The organism is Paenibacillus sp. FSL H8-0079, from assembly GCF_037991315.1.
Taxonomy (GTDB): Bacteria; Bacillota; Bacilli; order Paenibacillales; family Paenibacillaceae; genus Paenibacillus.
This window is the reverse complement of sequence record NZ_CP150300.1, coordinates 527435-545931: the sequence shown is the minus strand read 5'-3', so window position 1 is coordinate 545931 and position 18497 is coordinate 527435. Positions and strand designations below refer to the sequence as shown.

Annotated in this window: 17 protein-coding genes; 3 read left to right on the top strand and 14 right to left on the bottom strand. The window is 48.8% G+C overall.

Annotation, left to right across the window (positions count from 1 at the left end; translation table 11 throughout):
- Positions 1–61: 61 nt before the first annotated feature.
- Entirely contained in the window at positions 62–1093 is a 1032-nt protein-coding gene (locus MHI06_RS02575; protein WP_169480780.1) for a ribonucleotide-diphosphate reductase subunit beta, read from the top strand.
- Between the two features lie 386 nt (positions 1094–1479).
- Here the strand turns inward: MHI06_RS02575 and MHI06_RS02570 are convergent, their stop codons facing one another.
- Positions 1480–2187, bottom strand: coding sequence for a hypothetical protein (locus tag MHI06_RS02570; protein WP_340400308.1), 708 nt, complete (start codon positions 2185–2187; stop codon positions 1480–1482).
- Positions 2188–2399: 212 nt separating this feature from the next.
- Between MHI06_RS02570 and MHI06_RS02565 the strand changes: the two genes are divergently transcribed.
- The gene (locus MHI06_RS02565; protein WP_340400307.1) at positions 2400–3374 is read left to right on the top strand and encodes an SMI1/KNR4 family protein; all 975 of its coding nucleotides are present in this window, start codon (positions 2400–2402) and stop codon (positions 3372–3374) included.
- A gap of 21 nt (positions 3375–3395) precedes the next feature.
- Positions 3396–4433 carry an aminoglycoside phosphotransferase family protein gene (locus MHI06_RS02560; RefSeq protein WP_340400306.1) on the top strand — a complete coding sequence of 346 codons (1038 nt, stop codon included), beginning with the start codon at positions 3396–3398 and terminating at the stop codon, positions 4431–4433.
- Between the two features lie 173 nt (positions 4434–4606).
- Here MHI06_RS02560 and MHI06_RS02555 read toward each other — a convergent pair whose 3' ends face one another.
- The 13 genes from MHI06_RS02555 to MHI06_RS02495 all read right to left on the bottom strand — a co-directional run bounded on the left by MHI06_RS02555 (position 4607) and on the right by MHI06_RS02495 (position 18483).
- The gene (locus MHI06_RS02555; RefSeq protein ID WP_340400305.1) at positions 4607–6418 is read right to left on the bottom strand and encodes an alpha/beta fold hydrolase; all 1812 of its coding nucleotides are present in this window, start codon (positions 6416–6418) and stop codon (positions 4607–4609) included.
- Positions 6419–6543: 125 nt separating this feature from the next.
- Positions 6544–7332: a 4'-phosphopantetheinyl transferase superfamily protein gene (locus tag MHI06_RS02550; RefSeq protein ID WP_340400304.1), complete on the bottom strand. Its 789-nt coding sequence runs from the start codon at positions 7330–7332 to the stop codon at positions 6544–6546.
- Positions 7333–7366: 34 nt separating this feature from the next.
- A complete protein-coding gene (locus MHI06_RS02545) occupies positions 7367–8590 on the bottom strand; it encodes a pitrilysin family protein (RefSeq protein ID WP_340400303.1) in 1224 nt (407 codons plus the stop codon).
- Positions 8583–9890, bottom strand: coding sequence for an insulinase family protein (locus MHI06_RS02540; protein ID WP_340400302.1), 1308 nt, complete (start codon positions 9888–9890; stop codon positions 8583–8585). The genes MHI06_RS02545 and MHI06_RS02540 overlap by 8 nt, the downstream gene beginning before the upstream one ends.
- Before the next feature lie 25 nt (positions 9891–9915).
- The gene (locus tag MHI06_RS02535) at positions 9916–10893 is read right to left on the bottom strand and encodes a hypothetical protein (protein ID WP_340400301.1); all 978 of its coding nucleotides are present in this window, start codon (positions 10891–10893) and stop codon (positions 9916–9918) included.
- Between the two features lie 2 nt (positions 10894–10895).
- A complete protein-coding gene (locus MHI06_RS02530) occupies positions 10896–12077 on the bottom strand; it encodes an arginase family protein (protein ID WP_340400300.1) in 1182 nt (393 codons plus the stop codon).
- Between the two features lie 27 nt (positions 12078–12104).
- Entirely contained in the window at positions 12105–13493 is a 1389-nt protein-coding gene (locus MHI06_RS02525) for an MATE family efflux transporter (RefSeq protein ID WP_340400298.1), read from the bottom strand.
- 18 nt (positions 13494–13511) lie between these two features.
- On the bottom strand, positions 13512–14480 hold the full coding sequence (locus tag MHI06_RS02520; RefSeq protein ID WP_169480792.1) for a hypothetical protein: 969 nt from the start codon (positions 14478–14480) through the stop codon (positions 13512–13514).
- Positions 14473–15630 (bottom strand): acyl-CoA dehydrogenase family protein, encoded by a 1158-nt coding sequence (locus MHI06_RS02515; RefSeq protein WP_237177696.1) that lies wholly within the window; start codon positions 15628–15630, stop codon positions 14473–14475. Before MHI06_RS02515 ends, MHI06_RS02520 begins: the two co-directional genes overlap by 8 nt.
- Positions 15630–16352, bottom strand: coding sequence for a hypothetical protein (locus tag MHI06_RS02510; RefSeq protein ID WP_340400296.1), 723 nt, complete (start codon positions 16350–16352; stop codon positions 15630–15632). Before MHI06_RS02510 ends, MHI06_RS02515 begins: the two co-directional genes overlap by 1 nt.
- Positions 16353–16367: 15 nt before the next feature.
- Complete coding sequence (locus tag MHI06_RS02505; RefSeq protein ID WP_340400295.1) at positions 16368–17324, bottom strand: 3-oxoacyl-[acyl-carrier-protein] synthase III C-terminal domain-containing protein; 957 nt, start codon at positions 17322–17324, stop codon at positions 16368–16370.
- 20 nt (positions 17325–17344) lie between these two features.
- Entirely contained in the window at positions 17345–18223 is an 879-nt protein-coding gene (locus MHI06_RS02500; protein WP_340400294.1) for a hypothetical protein, read from the bottom strand.
- On the bottom strand, positions 18223–18483 hold the full coding sequence (locus tag MHI06_RS02495; protein ID WP_340400293.1) for an acyl carrier protein: 261 nt from the start codon (positions 18481–18483) through the stop codon (positions 18223–18225). Before MHI06_RS02495 ends, MHI06_RS02500 begins: the two co-directional genes overlap by 1 nt.
- Positions 18484–18497 lie beyond the last annotated feature (14 nt).

Sequence of the window (18497 nt, the reverse complement as noted above, 5' to 3'; positions counted from 1 at the left end):
AGATGATTTCCCAAAGTTCTGTCGGCAGAACATTATGAAATTTCAAGGAGTGAACGGAACAATGCAAGTACAGAAAATTTTCAACACCGAAGCCCCTAACCAATCAACCCGTATTATTGAAGGTGAATGCTCCGGTATCCTGAACTGGAACGACATTCGCATGCCTCATATGTACAAATTGTACAAAGTACTATTGCTCAACCACTGGATCGCAGACGAGATTCCAATGTCCAAAGATGCTTCACAATTTGCTCAACTGGACGAGGAAGAACAACGTACGTTCAAAATCAACATCTCCCTGCTCGCGGTACTTGATTCCATGCAGACGATGTTTGTTGGTGACGTAAAACGTTACTTTACCGATTCTTCACTCGAAGCAATCTCGGCCATTATTGGACAACAGGAAGTCGTTCATAACCAATCGTACTCCTACGTTCTGTCTTCGATCGTATCTGATCGGGAGCAAAAGGAAATATTCGAATACTGGAAACATGATCCGGTACTGCTTGACCGTAACCGTTTCATCGCAGACATTTACCAAACATTCCGGGACGAGCCGTCTCCACAGACGTTCTTCCAGGCTATGGTAGCCGATCTGGTACTCGAAGGTATCTTCTTCTATAGTACGTTTGCCTTCTTCTACAATCTGGCCCGTGACCAGAAAATGATGGCAACCAGCCAGATGATCTCGTATATCCAGCGTGACGAAAACCAACACTGTTACTTCTTCGCTGAAGTGTACAAACAGTTGCTGGTAGACTTCCCTGAACTGAACACACCTGAGAACATGGACTACGTATACAAAACCATCAATCGTGCTGTTGAGCTCGAAACCAACTGGGCACACTACACGCTCAGTAACGTCCGCGGCATCGATCTGAACGAGTTGGAAGACTATATCAAGTACATCGCCAACAAACGTCTGCGTCTGATGGGTATGGAAAAAGCGTATGAAGGTGTGGATGTAAACTGCATGCCTTGGATCAAACCATTCTCTGATGAAGCACTAAATGCAACAAAAACAGACTTCTTCGAAGCCAAATCCCGTAACTACGGTAAAGTTGGCGACGATAACGGATTTGACGATTTGTAATAAAGATTCCCCATATCGAATTAAACTGAAAATTATTTACACTGACACTACGATGACAGAACAACTTTCCAATCGCTGTTATCCCCAGATTTTTTTGATTCCCTTTCTCAAGGGAAAATCCGGTGATAAAGGCGAACGCTTCGCTTTTTCAAGTTCTTTCTGTCCTCTCCGTTGTTGTGTAAATGATTAGTTCAATTCATATCGTTTTAATCACATACACTATAAATAAAAACAACACTCCCTGAACTGTGGCTACTACGCCTAAGTTCAGGGAGTGTTGTTTAATTCGTATGTACAATCTCATATCAGTATTGAACTATTATAATTTAATAGAGATATTTCTTTTCAAGATAATATCTGAAAAATCATTCTCAATAAAACGAAAATTACTTTTCGGTATCTTTAAAGCCAAGACGCTGCCTCCCCAAATGGTGTTTCCAAACTTGTGCATCGGTTTCTTCTTCAGGTGTTAAGTTCAATTTAGTTCCGAGTGTCCGTTCGAATTCCCCTTTGTATTTATCTTCATATAAGGCAATTTGCCCTGTGTGGTAATCCAAGTCGCTGACTTCTATTGTGGATTGGTGTTCTGCCTCTTCCTTTTTCCACATATTCACAATGTCTTTAATCGTTGTTCTCTTACCAGATCCATACACATATGTAGTATCATCTGGAATGAGATTATGTTTGTTGGACCCGGCTCTTTGAATACCCATGAAACGGCCTTGATCAATCCAGTTGAAGATCGTCGTGATACTCACTCCAAAAAATGTAGATAACTCTTTGGGAGTATAAGACTTTATAGCTACAGTAGAAGGAGCATCACTGTTTATATTACCTGTCGGTACATCCACTGCTTGACTTAACGCATGTTTGAGAAGAGTAACATACTTTTCTCTAAAAATATCAGCATCTTCAAAGATAGATTCATCCAGGCTACGAACAAATTCAGCATTATTTTTGACTGCAAGTGCCAGTACTTTGAATAATAAAATACTATTATCCGTATTACTCAAACTCTGAACTAATTCAGAAGCAATCTCATCCGTGTTCTGACTAAATATATTCTTTTCGACTCTCGTGATTCCCATATCCATTTCACCTCACACTCCTAGTATAGGATAATAAAGTTTAACTTTCAACACAATACTTAAACAAAGTTAAACTAAATTTAAACTTTACAGACTAAACTTAAAGTATACTTAAACAGTATGCTACGAAGATGTTGATTTATACATTCTCCAACCAACACACACTTATTATATAATGGAAGAGATTCACATCCCTCCTACGGAAATGAGGCCTATTCATGGAAAGAGAACTGCTGGAACAAATCAATTTGTGGCATGAGCAGGACGAATTCAGTCTCATTATCGAACGTATTGAACGTATACCTGAATCTGAGCGAGATTATGATCTAATCGGTCAACTCGCCAGAGCCTATAACAATGACGAACGCTACCGCGAAGCCGTTCAACATTTATTGTCTGTACATGAGCAAGGAGCAAACGATCCCCTCTGGCAATACCGTTTGGGTTACGCATACTGTTACATCGCGAGCTATGAACAGGCACTACTCGCTTTTGAGAGAGCTGATGAACTTCTGCCTCATGATGAATCTACGCTTGAATTCCTTCGCCAGATTCGTCCCCAAGCGGAGAAAATGCGGCTTGATCGACAACGCCATGAAGAGGGTATTGCAGCATTGGAGCAGAGCGGCACACAGAACCATCTAAGAGCCGCCTCAGGGACTTACGCTCCCGCAACGTTCTGGGTACACAGCGATTATGCGCAGGAAAATCATGTCTCGGAACCTTTTGACGAAGAAGAGATTGTGTCTATTGAGAAGGAACTGGGCTACAAGCTGCCCGCTTCCTATATTCATTTAATGAATACCCAGAACGGCGGTATCCCCGCGCTCACTGTATTTCCCACCAAAGAAGCGACTTCCTGGTCTGAGGATCACATTGCTATTTCAAGCATTATGGGGATCGGACACGATAAAATATACGCACTCGGTGGTGAGCTGGGTAGCCGATTCATGATTGAAGAGTGGGGATACCCCGATCTGGGGATTGTAATCTGTGATTGTCCATCCGCTGGTCATGATGTCGTTATGCTGGATTATCGATTCTGCGGTCCAGAAGGCGAGCCGTGTGTCGTTCACGTGGATCAGGAAAATGATTATGAGATTACATATCTTGCACCGAATTTTGAAGCTTTCATCCGTGGCTTGCTGGATGAGGATACGTATGACCTGTCTGACGAAGAGGATGAGGACTAAAACCCAGGAGGGTCAGGCCATATGACAACCCGTATATATTTTGGTTCCAATCAGCTCGGCGAAGTGGCCGCAGCTTCATTGCAAGAAGCGCTGAATGAATTTGATCTGGGAACCCTTGAAGATTATCAACGAACGGATAAAGGCGTTATGGGTCAGACACTGCTCATACATACTTCCCGTGGAGAATATATTTTGAAAGGTAATCCGTTATATTCAGGACAGTTACAGGAAGAAAAGTTCTTTGTAGAACAACTGGCAAAGCATACGTCCATTCCTGTTCCTGAACCCTATTTATTACATGAAGATACCAATCATATGGGTTGGAGTTATGCCATCATGCCGCGCATGCCGGGTAATCACCTGTATGATCCAGCATTCCAGGCCTCACTGTCACAGCAAGATCAGGAAGAGATCGCCTGTATGTTTGCCCATACTTTGGCTGAACTGCACCGCTGGAAGGTGCCTGATGCTGGGGAATATGATCCTGTAGCGAAGCAGATTGTTTCCTTTGCAGGCGATTATCTGGACTGGTTGTACGGAACCATCCGCCACTGGTTACATGATGCTGAACAGTACTCGGTGATTACGGATGAAGATGTTCAGTGGGTGGACGAGCAGTTCAAGCATGCTGAACCGGCATTTCGGTCCAAAGCTGTTCCGGGATTTGTCATGGGTGACTTCAAGGTCGAGAATGTGCTAGTTCAAAAAAAGGATGACCGTTCCTCAGCGTGGCAAATTAGCGGTCTATTCGATTTTACAACTGCCTATTTCGGAGACGGCATAGCCGACTTAACCAAAATGTCCACCAGGTATGTCCGTGAGGGTCAACCAGAGCTGGCCGCACAGTTCCTTCGCTGCTACCGGGATCTGGTCTGTGCAGGGGACGTGGAGAAATGTCAGCAGTTCCGTGCACGTCTCAGCGTGCATTTGCTCTATCAACGTATCTTGTGGTGGGGTGAAGCCAAAGCGACAGGACAAGTGACGTGGGCAGCCGACCTGCCTTTTGCACAGTGGGCGGAGCAGTCCATCGATTCGATTCTTGCATTACTGGATGAGTAGATTTGGACAGGGTGCTCAATGGATAGCGGCCTTCCAAACTTACGTATGTATCGTTCCATATATGTCGCCCAACATCCAGGTGCACGCATAAAACCGCCAAAGATCAATGATGATCTCTGGCGGTTTTCGTCATACCACGATATATTTCGATCAACGATGAAACCCCGCTCAGCTTAAGCCTGTGCGACCGGTGACTCCTGATGTTTCTGCAAAAACTCCAACATTCGGCGATACACGAGAATCTCGTTGGCCTTTCTGGAGAAGCCGTGGCCCTCGTCATCCAGAACGATGTATTCCACATCCAGTCCCTTCGACTGAAGCGCAGCCACGATCTGATCGGATTCGGCCTTCACGACTCTTGGATCATTAGCCCCTTGAATAACCAGCATTGGGTTCACCATCTGATCCAGATACGTAATCGGTGAATCCTTCGTTAGACGTTCGCGGTCACGGATCGGATCCCCCAGCCAGTTATCCATCATCGGCTTCCAGTCTTCCGGTACGGATTCCAGGAATGTGAACAAGTTGCTCGGCCCAAAAATATCAACCGCAGCCCGGAACAGCTCCGGATGACGCCCTGCTAGTAGCAGGGTCATGTATCCACCGTAACTACCACCCACCACAAACAACCGCTCAGGCGAGGTAATTCCCTGATCAAATAGCCAGTTGATCCCGGCAACACAGTCCAGCCTCGGGCCTTCGCCCCAATCCCGCTCAACCAATTTGACGAATTCCGCACCATATCCGGTACTGCCACGGAAGTTCGGTGCAAAAATATGATAGCCCTGAGCGAGCATCATCTGGAACATCGGCCGGAAAAACTTCGCTTCCGATGCCTGCGGCCCACCATGCGGCCAAAATACCGTGTAGCCATTGGCCTGCTCCGGCTTTGCTTTGAACAAAAGCGCTTCGATCTCCAGTCCGTCGTAGGAGTTATACCGAATGACGTCAGGGTACACGAGATCACTGGGGTCCAGTCCGGTTACCCGATTGGCAGTCAGCGGCTCCCAGGATTCAGCACCTGCCACTTTGCGATAAATGTTATGCGGCTGGATTGCTCCACGCCCCAGAATATAGATATTACCCGCTTTCGTAACAGTGACCTGCTCAATTGTATCCAGCGGCATATCTACACGCCGAGGTTGATCTGCATTTTTGTCCAATACGTACATGCGATTCTCCGGCCCTATAAGTGTCCATAAATATAAGGTTTCGGAAGCTTGATGCCAGCGGATGAACTCCACATCTTCCCCTTCAATTTTACACAATGGACGGAACTCACCGGAATCGATACGATACTCAGCCACATACGAGTATGGTGAGTTATCATTCGTGATCAGCAGAAGGCGATTGTCATCTGCGAAAATCAGATCCGGGATCTGACTCTGTCGCTCTGATGCTGGCAGGATCTCCTGTTCTTCACCGTCACGATACAGATATGCCTTCTGGTAGGTATTCGAATATATTTTCAAGATGACGTAGGCCTGTTCATCCGAGCTTACAGCAACCAGATTGCTTGTGGCCTCTTCCCCTTGATGCAGGAGCTCGTCCTCTCCCGTCTCCAGATGAAGCCGGCGCGAATTGAGGTAATTCGGGTTACCTGCGCTGGTTATATAATACAAACGCTGTCCATCTTCAGATAAGTGGGCGTAATAACAGCGGTCATTCGGCTCTGCCGGAACAACAGGCAGTGGAACACCGCCCTCTGGCTTAAGTGCGTATAGATGATAGTTCTCGTCACCATCCCGATCAAAGGCGGTAAGAAGATGACGTCCTTGCGGGTCTGCTTTGATAAATTGACTACTCTGATTCAAGTACGTTAAAGGATACGGGTACCCTCCGGGCAAATCCATCGCCCAAATATTTGGCTGACCGTTCAGATTGCTGTCCATGAACAAACGTTTCTCGTCTGCCGATACGGCAAAATGCGAAATACGGTACGTCTGAAAATATTGCTCGACATCCGGTTTAGGGAACTGAATCATGACAAACCTCCTTGGAATTGAACCAATGAATTTAACATTGGTAAATTAAGGTACCATTTATCCATATTATAGGTAATGACAATGTTTAGACAATAGATATGTAAGATTTAATTTCCTATCTTCCTTTAGCATTGTATATGATCCGCCACATTCATCCGGCGTACGAGTGACCTCTCCGTCCCTGTCACGCATAATGATGCGGAATAACCCTTGCCCATATTCAGGGAATGCAATACATAATTCTGTCCGGCCCATTCCAGCACATGTTCATCATTACGTATAGCCTGTACCGTATTCAGATTTCTCCACTGTCCACATAAAGATTGACCTGAAGCCTTGATCCAGGCCTCCTTGCCTGTGAGGACTTTCCACAACAGGGAAGAAGAATCCTCCCCGGAACATATGGCTTCCAGCACATGATCCCGCTCCTCTTCCGTCAGGAAACGTTGGATGATGGCTTTCTCTCGCAGTAGTGGACGTACCCATTCCACATCCACGCCAAGCTCGTTGTTAGTGGATGTAACCGCCAGTACACATAGCCCATTCGTATGCGAAAGGCTGAATTGCGGACCTCCCCCGAGATAAGGCTTTCCGGAAGTACCGTATTCAAATCGAATATCCCTTGCCTGAAGCTGCATGTACTGTGCCAGTACTCTTCGCAAGAAAATCCTTGAAATCATCCAGCAATGAGCCTGTAGCCGTGAGGTTGTGCTGATTCTGACCATACGTTCATGTTCTTCTGAAGTCATTGCATCGGAGTCTATGGCAGCCGCTGTCTGCAGTTGATCCTCCCTTATGGGCAAAGTCTGTGTCCAAATATGGACCTCCGGTTCTCCTGAAAATGGCGTGAACGTATTATTCCCTTGTTCCCTCATTGCCAGAAGGCTGCTGATTGTTCCGGTTCTGGAATCCATAAGGCCCTCCTCCCTATCCGGGGTTACGTACATGCTATCGTATAACAACCATCTTCAGACGAGCAGACGTTGCAATAGTTCTGAGACCACTCCTAACCTCTTCTTCTGTCAATTCAAGTGCATACGTGCCAAGCTGCATATAATCCAGTCCGATCACCTCATATTCGGAGACATGCATGCATCGCTGTTTTAATGAATCCATGTCTGCATAATACTTGCTTAACCACTTCATCCGCGCATGGTTCAAGTTGGATAGGGACAGCGTCCCGTTCTGAATATGCTCACACATTTCCTCAACCCGGTTATATAAAGAAACGGGATCTGCTGAATACCCACAAGCATTCGAAAAGGCAAATTCCCTGCGATAATAGTGGTCCCATTCTGCACCCTTATGAAGCAGACCCAACTCCATACATTCCGCGTGGAAATCGGAAGTTTCACCCAGTAAGGCTTCAATGCCGATCATGCAAGAAATTTGCTCTTTTAACTGCATCCCATCTTCGGCACGGAACCCATACCTTACAAGCGGCAAGGACAATCCGCATTCAATCTCCCGATACTGCTCATTGGAGTCCTCGCCCAAATAGTGGAGTGTAACTTCTGGCAGGTAGGCACCATTCAGTGGTTCCATCGCAGGGAATTGTTCCAGCATATCCGTAATGAACTCCGCTTCAACCGGACCAGCAACCGCTATCGCCATGCTCCCTGTGGCATAGCGAGTGTTGTAGGCATGCTTCAGCTCATCCGTTGTCATTTGGTACAGACTATCCGGTGTGCCTGCAACATCCATCGTGATGGGGTGATTGCTGCCATACATCATCTGAGTCAACTGCTGCAAAGCTCGCCACGAGGGCTGGTCTGCATACATGGACAGCTCCTGATGAATGGCGGACCGTTCCTGTTCCAGATGCATCGGGGTGAAATATGGAGCAGCAAGCATGCCGGTGAACAACTCCAGACTTCGTTTCAAATCGCCTGTGCAGGCCATTTGATAAGTCGTTACATCATAACGTGTCAATGCAGATGTCGAAGCTCCCAGAGTATGAAATAGCGGCTTGACGGGCCGTTGATCCGGATTGTAGAACATCATATGCTCAAGGAAATGTGCTCTGCCAGGCAGGGCTGCATCATGGATTGAGCCATAGGACACGGACCACGAAACAAAAGTATGATGGAACTGGGGTTCGGGGAAAATGTGGACCGACAGACCATTGGACAAGCGCCTGCGGACAGGTGCGATATTCACAGTACTATTCATGAGTCACCTCCTGCACTGGTGCGGAATATTCATTCTCAGGATACAAAATCCAGGTGACAGCCTTTTTCATGCCAGAGGCTACCTCGGCCACTTGTTCCCCAGTAACGCAGGTTATGGCTTCCAGGAATTGCGGAGTTGTCATCTGGACCCGGTTGAGCAATCGATCGATATGAAGGTTGACTACCTGCTCAGGCAGATCGTATCCCACTTGCACATAATGCATCACATTTTGAATAGCTCTATTCAGCTCTACTTCCTGAATGTCTCCGCTGCATATCCTCAGCCATTCAGCATCTATCGCTTCAAGCACCTCTGTCACATATCCACTGCTTGTTCCCGTTGTCACATGAAGCGTCCCCCGATAATCATCCAGCGTGCTGTAGATCTGATACACCCATTGCTTTCGTTCACGAAGCTCGGATTGAAGCCTGGACGCAGGCGTAGCGCCAAAAAGGGAATGAAACAGAAACAGGGCAGCGTAGTCCGAGGATCCATACGTCACCCCGGTGGTGAAGGTCACATTAATCTTGCATTGCTGAACATCCATCAGTTCAAGCATCATCTCGCCTTCCTCCCGGCGCTCAGTAGGCTCATCATGCCCAATCACATATGGAGTTTCTCCCCCCTCAGCTGCGACAACCGAAGGCAAAAAGGCCTCCATGACCTGAGCTATCATCACATCCGACTGGAAATCACCGATCACATGAATATGTAGTGGGCTGCAAAGCACCTCCCGGTACCATTGCTGCAATTCACCATCATGCACACAATGTTGCAGTTGCTCCACGTCGGCATCCCTGCTTCGTTCCGTATACCCAAGCCATTCCAGACTGCGCCCCTGTACCACCTTGTCCCAATTGGACACATCATAGCCAGCATGATGTTCTGCCCAAGCAAGTTCCTCCTGGATCTGCGCTTCATCAAAATCAAATCCGCCCTTAAGGCTCGGTTCGAACATCATGTCTGCGAGCAGCTTCAGCGCATCGAGCGTCCGTGCATCGGTCCCGGGCAGCAACCCTGCAGGGATACGCAACCGGATGGATGCGAGCTGAGTCTCCCCCTTCTGCTCCAATTCGCATCTCAGCTCATCGGCATACATGGACCATAGTTGCTGCTGTAGCTTTCTTTTGCCGAGAGAATCCTGCCTGAAAAGTAGCCGCACAATGACTGCAAACACCGCTGATGGAATTCTCCCCTGTTCGTTAACAATGCCCAGATGGAGATAATAGTTGGCGTATTGGCTTGTTGGCATCACATGGACCGATAGACGATTGTATTGCTCCGTAATGAAAGACTGCATCCTTGCCTCCCCCCTTATCTGACGGTTAACCCAAATTGTAGATCATGCCACTCGCGGTGTTCAGTCCAAGCTGACCAAATCCCTCCAGCGGCTTGGAGAACCAGTCCACCTGACTCTCAGCTTCCGCTGAATGAAGGTTAGTCTCATCCTCCTTCCAGTGAATCACTTGCTGATGGTGACGGTCCCAGAATCTCCATAATGCAGGCTGCTTCAGCAGTTGATTGCGAAACGGCTCATATACACGTCCTGCTGATTCCTGAATATCGCCTTCTAAGATGAAAGGCGGCAAGAAAACAATTTTGGAACGAAAATCTTCAGTCAATGTCATGAAATAGGGGCATACAGGCTTGCGTGTCTTGGCTAAAATACGAAAAATACCGCTCCTCGTCCGGATGCGTGAACTCAGGAAAGGAAGCTCCACTGCCCGATTATCCACGTTGAACCCGGTCTGACCATCTACGAAAAGGTTGAATGAACCTCCCTTCCGCAAATGAGAATATAATCGTATGCCAATCATCTCATCCTCGGCGTTCAGCAGATCAGCACCTGCAAACTGCCGTAGGGTGTTCCAGGACGACAGCTTCTGCTCCTGCTCTACGGTACCTTGTTCAGCCACCAGATAGAAGGGTAATCCGGACTTCATGTGGCCTGCGCGAATCTCCTGTCCGATAGTGATCATGTTATGTCTGACAAATCCATAATGCCAGGTCAACAAGGCGCCACCTTCCTGCAACGTCGCTTGCAGATGTTCAAGCCCCTCGACTTCATCCCAATCCATAAAGGAGTACGGACTTTTTTTGTGTTCGTCAACCGTCCGCAAAAAAGCCAGATAATCCATCCAGATCGATTCCGGTGACGATTCCGGTTGAAGTGGTGCAAGCTCCTTAACAATATTCATTAGCGCATAGAAGAATCCCAGTTGAATTCCGTCTGTCTTTTCCCTATACAACTCCTCCCTGACCTGTTCCTTATGTAACGTATATAATGTATGAAAATCCTCCATGCTTACACCTCCTGTATGCCCTGATTCATGGATACTCCCGCTCCCGACAGCATTCCTTCCCTGGCTGCGCTAGTTCTAGAAGACGATTCAAACCGCCGACGATTCCGGTCGATACCATCCATCATATAGACCAACATTCGAAGCGCCAGCTCATATTGTCCAGGAATGTGCCGATCCGATTGCACACCCTGTCCTTCAACCATATCCATCCCTTCATAAGATAACGGGACTTCCAGCGCTGCAATAACGCAGTCTCGAATGTTCTGCCAGGTCGGTCCTGCAGCAATCGGAAAATCAACAAATGGGAAGATTCCCGGATCAAGGGAATCCAAGTCAAACGTTAAATAAGCCGAGTCGACATCGTACTTCTGCCTTACCTCGTTCAGAACATGGCTCACCCTCTCGGGTGTCATATGCTCTGCCGATATCTGAATCAAGCCAGGATGGCTGTACATCTGATCTGCTGAGCGAAGACCACGCAGGCCGATCTGTACAACAGCAGCTACCGTACCCTGCTCTAGCAAATGTCTCACAAAATTGGAGTGACTGGGATGCTCCTGATGGATGGCATCGATACCGCAATCATGATGGGCATCGAACTGGACCAGCACTCTTCGACTGCCCTGGGCCTTTGCCATCATCTGAAGCACAGTATGCGTAATAGAATGGTCTCCGCCAATGCAGCACAATAGCGCCTGTTGATCCAGCGCATGATCCAGTGCGGCCGCAAGCCCCTTTTGATAAGGAACAGCTGTATCCGCCTCCGCTTCATTCATAAGACAAGTACCCCAATCCTGCATGGTTACGATCTCAAGCAATCGTCTCCCACTTCCAATATCGTACAAGCTCGAATTCCCGGACTCTTGTAACGATGGATAGATGACCTTTTTCCACGATTCTACGCGTAATGCATGTGCAAGTCCGGCAACGGAGGAGTTTAACATGCTTGTCCCACCAGAATGAGGGATACCCAAGATCCCCAGTTGAGGAGCCCGATGACCGATGAGAGGCTCATACAAAAAAAAAGGCGCTTCCGCAGGTTCCACCCCCGGCAAATCCGGGGGGAGTTGTGGCTCCAGTTCTTTCGCCGGTTCAAGCTCATAAAACTGGCTGAACGTTTCATCCGCAGCGATCCACGCATCTGCAATGCGACGTACCAGATAAGCAGGTTCTGATGTTTTCATGCAAAAGCCTCCTGTACGTAGTTAGAGTCAAGTCTGTGTGGAATAGCTTTTATTCGGCAACGTCGCTTCACCTTCTGTACTGATGTCCTTATCCGTAGAAGGTTCGACGTATTCCCGCTTCAGCATTCGCATGAAAGGCAGGAAGAACGACGACATGCCGACCACATTCATGCCAGCAATTACCGCATAGAAGTAAGTAACCTCATTGAAAGCCCGAGTCAATCCCCAGCCAAGTGCAATAATAATCAGAAAATACACCGCATTCAGAAGTATGGCCTGGTATCCGCGCCCACTCTGTTCCATCGTCAGCAAAGTTGTCATCATGGGACCCATGCCAATATAGGAAAGAGCCACGATGGACAGATACCGCGCTGCTTCTGCACGGGTTGCCGTATCTTCGATCAGGAATGCGATAAGCGGATCTCGCCAGATCCAGATGGCAACGGCAATGATTACGTACAGAGCAAAGGATTGCAGCAGACCTTGGCGATAACTTGCATAGGCCCTTGGCCGGTGTGGTGGTTGCAAATTATGATTGATGATAATGCCAATGGCCGATCCAATGACGATACCCGGCAGGATCGCCATCGTCTGAATTCGATAACCAACGCCAAAGCCAGCAACCGCCCCTTCGCCAAAGTGACTGACAATTTTATTAAAAAAAAATGTACTCAGAAAAATCATGCAGTACGAGATGAACACAGGAATACCGACATGCCTGAGGGCCATCAGATGTTTTTGTGCAAAAGCAAAGCGTTCAAAGATCATTTCCCGACGAATGAACAGAATAAGCAGAGAAATAGCCAAGGACAAGACGGAAGTGATCAGGTTAGCATAGATGATGCCCTTCAGATCCAACCCGAAGACCGACACAAATGTGTACACGAGAGCAATGTTTAGCATCGCCATACCAACCGCGTTCCACGACGCTGACTGTGCCCGGCCCAGTCCTCGTAACGCCGCACTGGTCACTGCCGCCAGGACGGCCGGGATGCTCACTGCCATCATGCCCCCTACGTACAGCGTAAACATGGGCCCAATGTCGGCAGGCACATGGTAAAACCATGAGAGCACAGGGGTCAGTAACATCACAATTCCCCCGGTCAGAATGGCAAGCAGCATTGCACTGCCCATCATGTGCACGAATAGCTGGGTAAATGCACGAGAGCCCCCGGCACGACTGCGCGCCACCGCGACCTGAACAGACAGCTGCATCGCTTCGATGATGGCAATCATGACGAAGGAGACAGGAATATACAATGAGAGCACATATAATACACTTTGACTCGTATGACCCAGGAAAAATACATTGGCCAGTTGTGTAATCACGTTAACCAGAGAAGCGAGCAGCATCGGAACGGCCGTACGGAATAACAAACGATGGATCGAGCCGGCCGTATAATCGATCCCCTGCATGGGGTTCACCTCCACAATTCATGAAGTCATAATTTCTTGATTCATCGCAAGCCTGCTGAGGATCGGCAGACGTATCACATGCACGCAACAAGCGGATATCATCCGATCATCATCCCATGAGACCAGCATGACCCGATCATCTGGCCTGATAATCCCCCGCTCTAGCTTATCTGCCAGCTGTATCCATACATCTCCGCTCTGATAATCGGTTCGTGGTACGCAGATGGTCTTGGAAGGGGAAATATGCAAAACAGCACTGCTATTGAGACGTAATCCCAGTCTCGACTGAAGAATGACGTGCTCGGCTGCATGGCTATCCATCCAATCGCGGATCATGCCGAGTGCCTCGGATGCAAAAGCCATGGCTTCATCCGATCTGATGATCCGTTTTCCCGCATAGTGTACCTGCAACGCTCCTTGACCTAGGCCTGCCTCAAGTGCAACCGCCATGTCGCCCAGATCGCCCTTAGGTTCAGATGGTTGACCATATCCAATCTGTCCGTCATCATGGAGAATCCGCTGCTCCACCAGCACAATCGCAGTCCGTTCGTTAGGAAGCATGCTCCAAAGAGCAACCTGAATGGCCTCGGTGCCTGCGAGCGCACCCATATGGGTAATACCAATGGGATGATCAACTCGCCACGGAGCCGTTTCAAGCATTCGGGCAAGTGGGGCATTCAATGCATGTCGTTCGGGACAGGTCTGGGCAAGGATCAACCAATCCCAATGCGGCTTTGTGGACAACTGCTCCAGCACCATAAGCGCAAGATCACCGGCCGTCACCCGTCTCCCATCTGCCATAAGGGAGCGAGTCAGCGTTCCCACGCGACCATAATAGTGATCCTCCATGTATATGTGCGGCGATACATAAACATAATCATCCGGTGTTGGCCAATCCAGCGTGTACAGATGATCCTCCGCAGTAAGCCAGCAAATATGATCCACATAGATTGGCGCGCCAATATCACCATGAAGTGAATCAGACATGCTGCATCTTCCCGTTGGCATACGCCTGAAAAACGTTAATCTTCTGAATGGACGTTGTGCCTTCCATGAACTCAAAGGCCCTTGCATCGCGATACCATTTGTTCAGCAGAGGATGCTCCAGCATGGAACCTGGCCCCATCATCTCCAGTGCCCATTCCGTCGCTTCCTCGGCAACTGACGCAGCCCGTATTTTACTAAGGGAAGCCAGATATCCCTTATTCGCATCATGGTCAATCTCTGCTGCTGCATTCCGAATCATGCTGCGCAGCGCGTGCAGACGCATCTCCAGTCGCTCCAATTCTGTCTTTTCACGTTCTGTAAAGATCGTTCTGTGCTCCACAACATAATCATAAGCAGCCTGTGCAACACCAAGCGCCAATGCCGCCACACTAGGGCGCATCCGGTGGAATGTACGCAGTGCTCCCCACAGTCCACGCTTGGTTGGGCTTAAATGACGACCCAGAATATCTTTCTCTTCCAGTGGGAAAGCCTCGAATTGCAGATGACTGAGTTGCAGACCGCGAAGCCCCATCGTGTCCAGCGGGGTTGCTGTGAAACCCGGCAGAGAAGGATCAACTATAGCGACCTGAATGCCTAGAGGCGTACGATTAGTCTGGGCGAATACCAGTCCAATACTCGCCCGGTGTCCGTTGCCAATGTAGAATTTATGTCCGGTTAGCTCCATTCCCCCATCCGGATGTCGCGTAATCCGCGTGCTGATCTCGGTTGCATCTGAACCCTTCTCCGGCTCTGATAAGGCAAAAACAGCCCAGGCCGGACCTTTCAGAAAGTGGCTATAAAAGCGCTCCTTCTGTTCCTCATCGCCCAAGTCAATCATGACGATGCTGGACATGGAAGGACCAGGTCCTCCCAGAAAAACGCCCGCATCTCCTGCGGACAACTGCTCGATCGTAATGACTCTTTCCAGCGAAGAGAGTCCATAATATCGATCCTGACCTATGGTTACAATCGGCTGGCCGCCATACTCCGGGGGAATCATCATATGATTGATGGCCTGCAGGGCAGACGTGTGCAAAAACTCGGTGAGTCGGTCTGGCTCCCGGTCAATCGTCAGGCCGATCTGACGAAGCTCCGCAGCATACTGCTTCATCACTTGCTCGAAGATCGCAATCGTTGATGGAGTAATCATCAATATTCCTCCTTAGCTGGCAACAGCATGTTTTTCACCAGTTGGCCTGCATATGTATATGCCGATACGCCATGCCTCAAAAAACCGAAACCGCCGCCAAGACGTTGAATCTGTCTGAAGGCTTCGTCCAATTCCTGATGTATCCACGCATGGACCCGGACCGATGGAAGACCTGGATTTGCCGAGAGGAAGCGGTCTTCAGGCAACGTTTTCGCCATGTAGAGCGTTGTCAGGATGTCAGCGACCATGCCTTTCACGAGCTGGTGCTGAAACGTGGATTGTCCCCCCGATATTCGCACCGACAAATGCCTGCGAACCTGCTCCAATCCAGCCTTGCACAGCTCTACGCGGAACTCAAGCAGGCGTGTTCTCAGCTCATTCGAGGTCACTTTCTCGCCTGATATCTCAGCCTTCTCACCCTCATTCGGCTGTACCTTGTATAACAGTAGTCCGGAGGGCTCCAGCATCCGATCCTGTACATGAACAGCATGTAGTTGATTCCAAAGATACAGCCCTGCTGATTCTTCATGCCAAAGTAAAGCATCTTGTTCCATGAGATGAGCGGTCGCGAGCACGTAGGGACCTGTTGCCAAAAGCACTGGACAATTGTTCACCAGCAAGGTTTTTGCCTCCAACATTTCCGATATCGGAGCAACGGGGTTGCCTGCTGCCTTTGATCCGACGGGCTTTGCATCCGGGCCCTGGAATTCAATAACGTGCATTGTCATTCCTCCTGTTCATTCTTCTTCGCATCCTCCATGCTCCACCAGTGCAAAACCAAAAAAACTGCCGAGCCCAATACTGACCATGATGGAGCGCCCCTTCCTGCACACCCAGTTCTGCTCCAATCCCGAACTCAGGTTAATGAACGGGTCGGTGGAAAAGGTATGTCCGATTCGCTGAATGTTATCCAGATATATCCGTTCAAGTCCAACTCCCGTACGTCGCGAGAATTCCTTCCAGGTAGTCCAGTTCACATTATGGGGAAAAATATGATCCACATCTTCGAAACTCAGGCCTTGCGTTGACAGCAGCTCTTCCATCCCTTGAATGATATGGTCCACATACAATCGGTTAAATGCCGAGATCTCATCGGCGGTTGCATGATAACCAGTATGGAACCGGGTATCTCGCAGCACATGCGCCGCCTGAACGACATGCTGACAGCTCTCTCTGCTCAATAGAACGGCTACAGCAGAATCACCCAGAATGGCTGATTTGCGCAGATAGCGCCATTCGGGAGGCAAAAAATTGAATTGATCCGCACAGATCAACAACACATTCCGAATGTGAGGCTGCGTTTGCGAGATTCGCTCAAGCCATTGAAGAGCGGCTATCGACGATGCACAGTTCATTTGGGATATGCCATAGAACGGTACATGTTCCAGCCCGAAGCGCTGGAGGACACGCTGCACAAGCCTGTAATCGCTCGGTGTCTGCACCTGGAAGGAATGGACATAGAGAACAAGGTCGATTCCGGAAAGGGCAGGTCTGGTCTGGAGCCGTTCCACAGCCTGTGCGATCGTATCGTCAAGCATCTGGCCTGATTCCGTTACAGGCACACCTTCCAGGCGGTGGTACTTGCGCAGAAACTGAAGTTCGCCTTTCCCAAGCTCCAGGGCAGCCAGCACCTCTTCCGGCTGCTGAATCTGTTCAGGCAAATAGACGCCAATATCCACAATACCGAACCCCAATGTTCTCCCTCCTTCTACGATTAGTGTCCAGCCATACTCCATTCACAAGTTCGGATCAGCAAGGCGTGAATAAACGAATCCGTCTGCTCCAGATGCATAAGACATATGTACTCGCCTCCGTCCTTCTCTTCCAGTAACTCCTGTAATGCGAAGAATGGCGCTGCACTCCAGCGCGATGGATCATAATAACTCTTCGATCCACATTCGCTGTACCAGGCAGCCTGATTGCACAGCTGCTCCAGATCAGGATGGATGAGCAGGTTAATCTGATTCCGGTGAATGGATGCCTGGGCACATAATCGATCCAGTACCATCTCCGCAGTATCGGCTATGGAATGCTCGGCATGTCGCATCTCTACACCAAGCAGGGAAGGTCCTACGCCTGTCATCCGATCAAGGTATATTGCTGCAGCCGTGTCCGGCCCAGGCGGTGAATCAAGTTCCATCGTTTCATAGGGAAGAGCCGTCTGATCCATGACCAGCAGCATGCCTTTCATGTAACCTTCTCTGCCCAGATAATGCTGAAGCATGTGGAGCGCCGCAAAAGGAGCACCAAAACCAAGATCATTTACAGCAAAACTGATAAAACGGGCCTGATAACGATCCATCAAATAATTCACAATCGATATATCCGGGCGGGTATTCGGAAAATTGTATGCCAGCAGCAGCACATCCACATCCTGCATGACCCGATCAAGTCCCGTCTCCTCCAGCAGTTCCACACTCATCTCGTGATAGGCATTGTTGTTACGCCCCTGCAAAAGTTGAACATCGTACTTGATCGGAGTACCCGCGAGCATATCCTGATGAAATCGCAGCAGTTCCGGATGATCGAACGGAGGCTTCTTCTCCGAGAACAGCCTGACTCCCATCTCCCGTATGGCAACAGGCGAAGCCATCAGGCCGCAAAGAGTTGCTTCTCAATATAAGCAGCCAGGGAGCCTACCGTATCAAATACATCGGGTTCCAGATCATCCGGGTCAATCTCCAGACCTTCAATCCGGTCTTCCAGCGTCATGAGCAATTCCAGAACCGAGGTCGAATCCAGATAGAGTTCGTCAAATAAAGATGTGCTTAATTGAATATCCTGCCTGGCTTCGGTATTCAACACTTCAGCAAGGGCACCCTTGATCTCTTCAAGCAATACTGCAGTCGTCATGATCATCATCTCTC

Bases quoted from the DNA above. Each gene is read 5' to 3' on its own strand.
- MHI06_RS02575 (WP_169480780.1), top strand. From the start codon at position 62: ATGCAAGTACAGAAAATTTTCAACACCGAAGCCCCTAACCAATCAACC.
- MHI06_RS02570 (WP_340400308.1), bottom strand. From the start codon at position 2,187: ATGGATATGGGAATCACGAGAGTCGAAAAGAATATATTTAGTCAGAAC.
- MHI06_RS02565 (WP_340400307.1), top strand. From the start codon at position 2,400: ATGGAAAGAGAACTGCTGGAACAAATCAATTTGTGGCATGAGCAGGAC.
- MHI06_RS02560 (WP_340400306.1), top strand. From the start codon at position 3,396: ATGACAACCCGTATATATTTTGGTTCCAATCAGCTCGGCGAAGTGGCC.
- MHI06_RS02555 (WP_340400305.1), bottom strand. From the start codon at position 6,418: ATGATTCAGTTCCCTAAACCGGATGTCGAGCAATATTTTCAGACGTAC.
- MHI06_RS02550 (WP_340400304.1), bottom strand. From the start codon at position 7,332: ATGGATTCCAGAACCGGAACAATCAGCAGCCTTCTGGCAATGAGGGAA.
- MHI06_RS02545 (WP_340400303.1), bottom strand. From the start codon at position 8,590: ATGAATAGTACTGTGAATATCGCACCTGTCCGCAGGCGCTTGTCCAAT.
- MHI06_RS02540 (WP_340400302.1), bottom strand. From the start codon at position 9,890: ATGCAGTCTTTCATTACGGAGCAATACAATCGTCTATCGGTCCATGTG.
- MHI06_RS02535 (WP_340400301.1), bottom strand. From the start codon at position 10,893: ATGGAGGATTTTCATACATTATATACGTTACATAAGGAACAGGTCAGG.
- MHI06_RS02530 (WP_340400300.1), bottom strand. From the start codon at position 12,077: ATGAAAACATCAGAACCTGCTTATCTGGTACGTCGCATTGCAGATGCG.
- MHI06_RS02525 (WP_340400298.1), bottom strand. From the start codon at position 13,493: ATGCAGGGGATCGATTATACGGCCGGCTCGATCCATCGTTTGTTATTC.
- MHI06_RS02520 (WP_169480792.1), bottom strand. From the start codon at position 14,480: ATGTCTGATTCACTTCATGGTGATATTGGCGCGCCAATCTATGTGGAT.
- MHI06_RS02515 (WP_237177696.1), bottom strand. From the start codon at position 15,630: ATGATTACTCCATCAACGATTGCGATCTTCGAGCAAGTGATGAAGCAG.
- MHI06_RS02510 (WP_340400296.1), bottom strand. From the start codon at position 16,352: ATGCACGTTATTGAATTCCAGGGCCCGGATGCAAAGCCCGTCGGATCA.
- MHI06_RS02500 (WP_340400294.1), bottom strand. From the start codon at position 18,223: ATGGCTTCGCCTGTTGCCATACGGGAGATGGGAGTCAGGCTGTTCTCG.
- MHI06_RS02495 (WP_340400293.1), bottom strand. From the start codon at position 18,483: ATGACGACTGCAGTATTGCTTGAAGAGATCAAGGGTGCCCTTGCTGAA.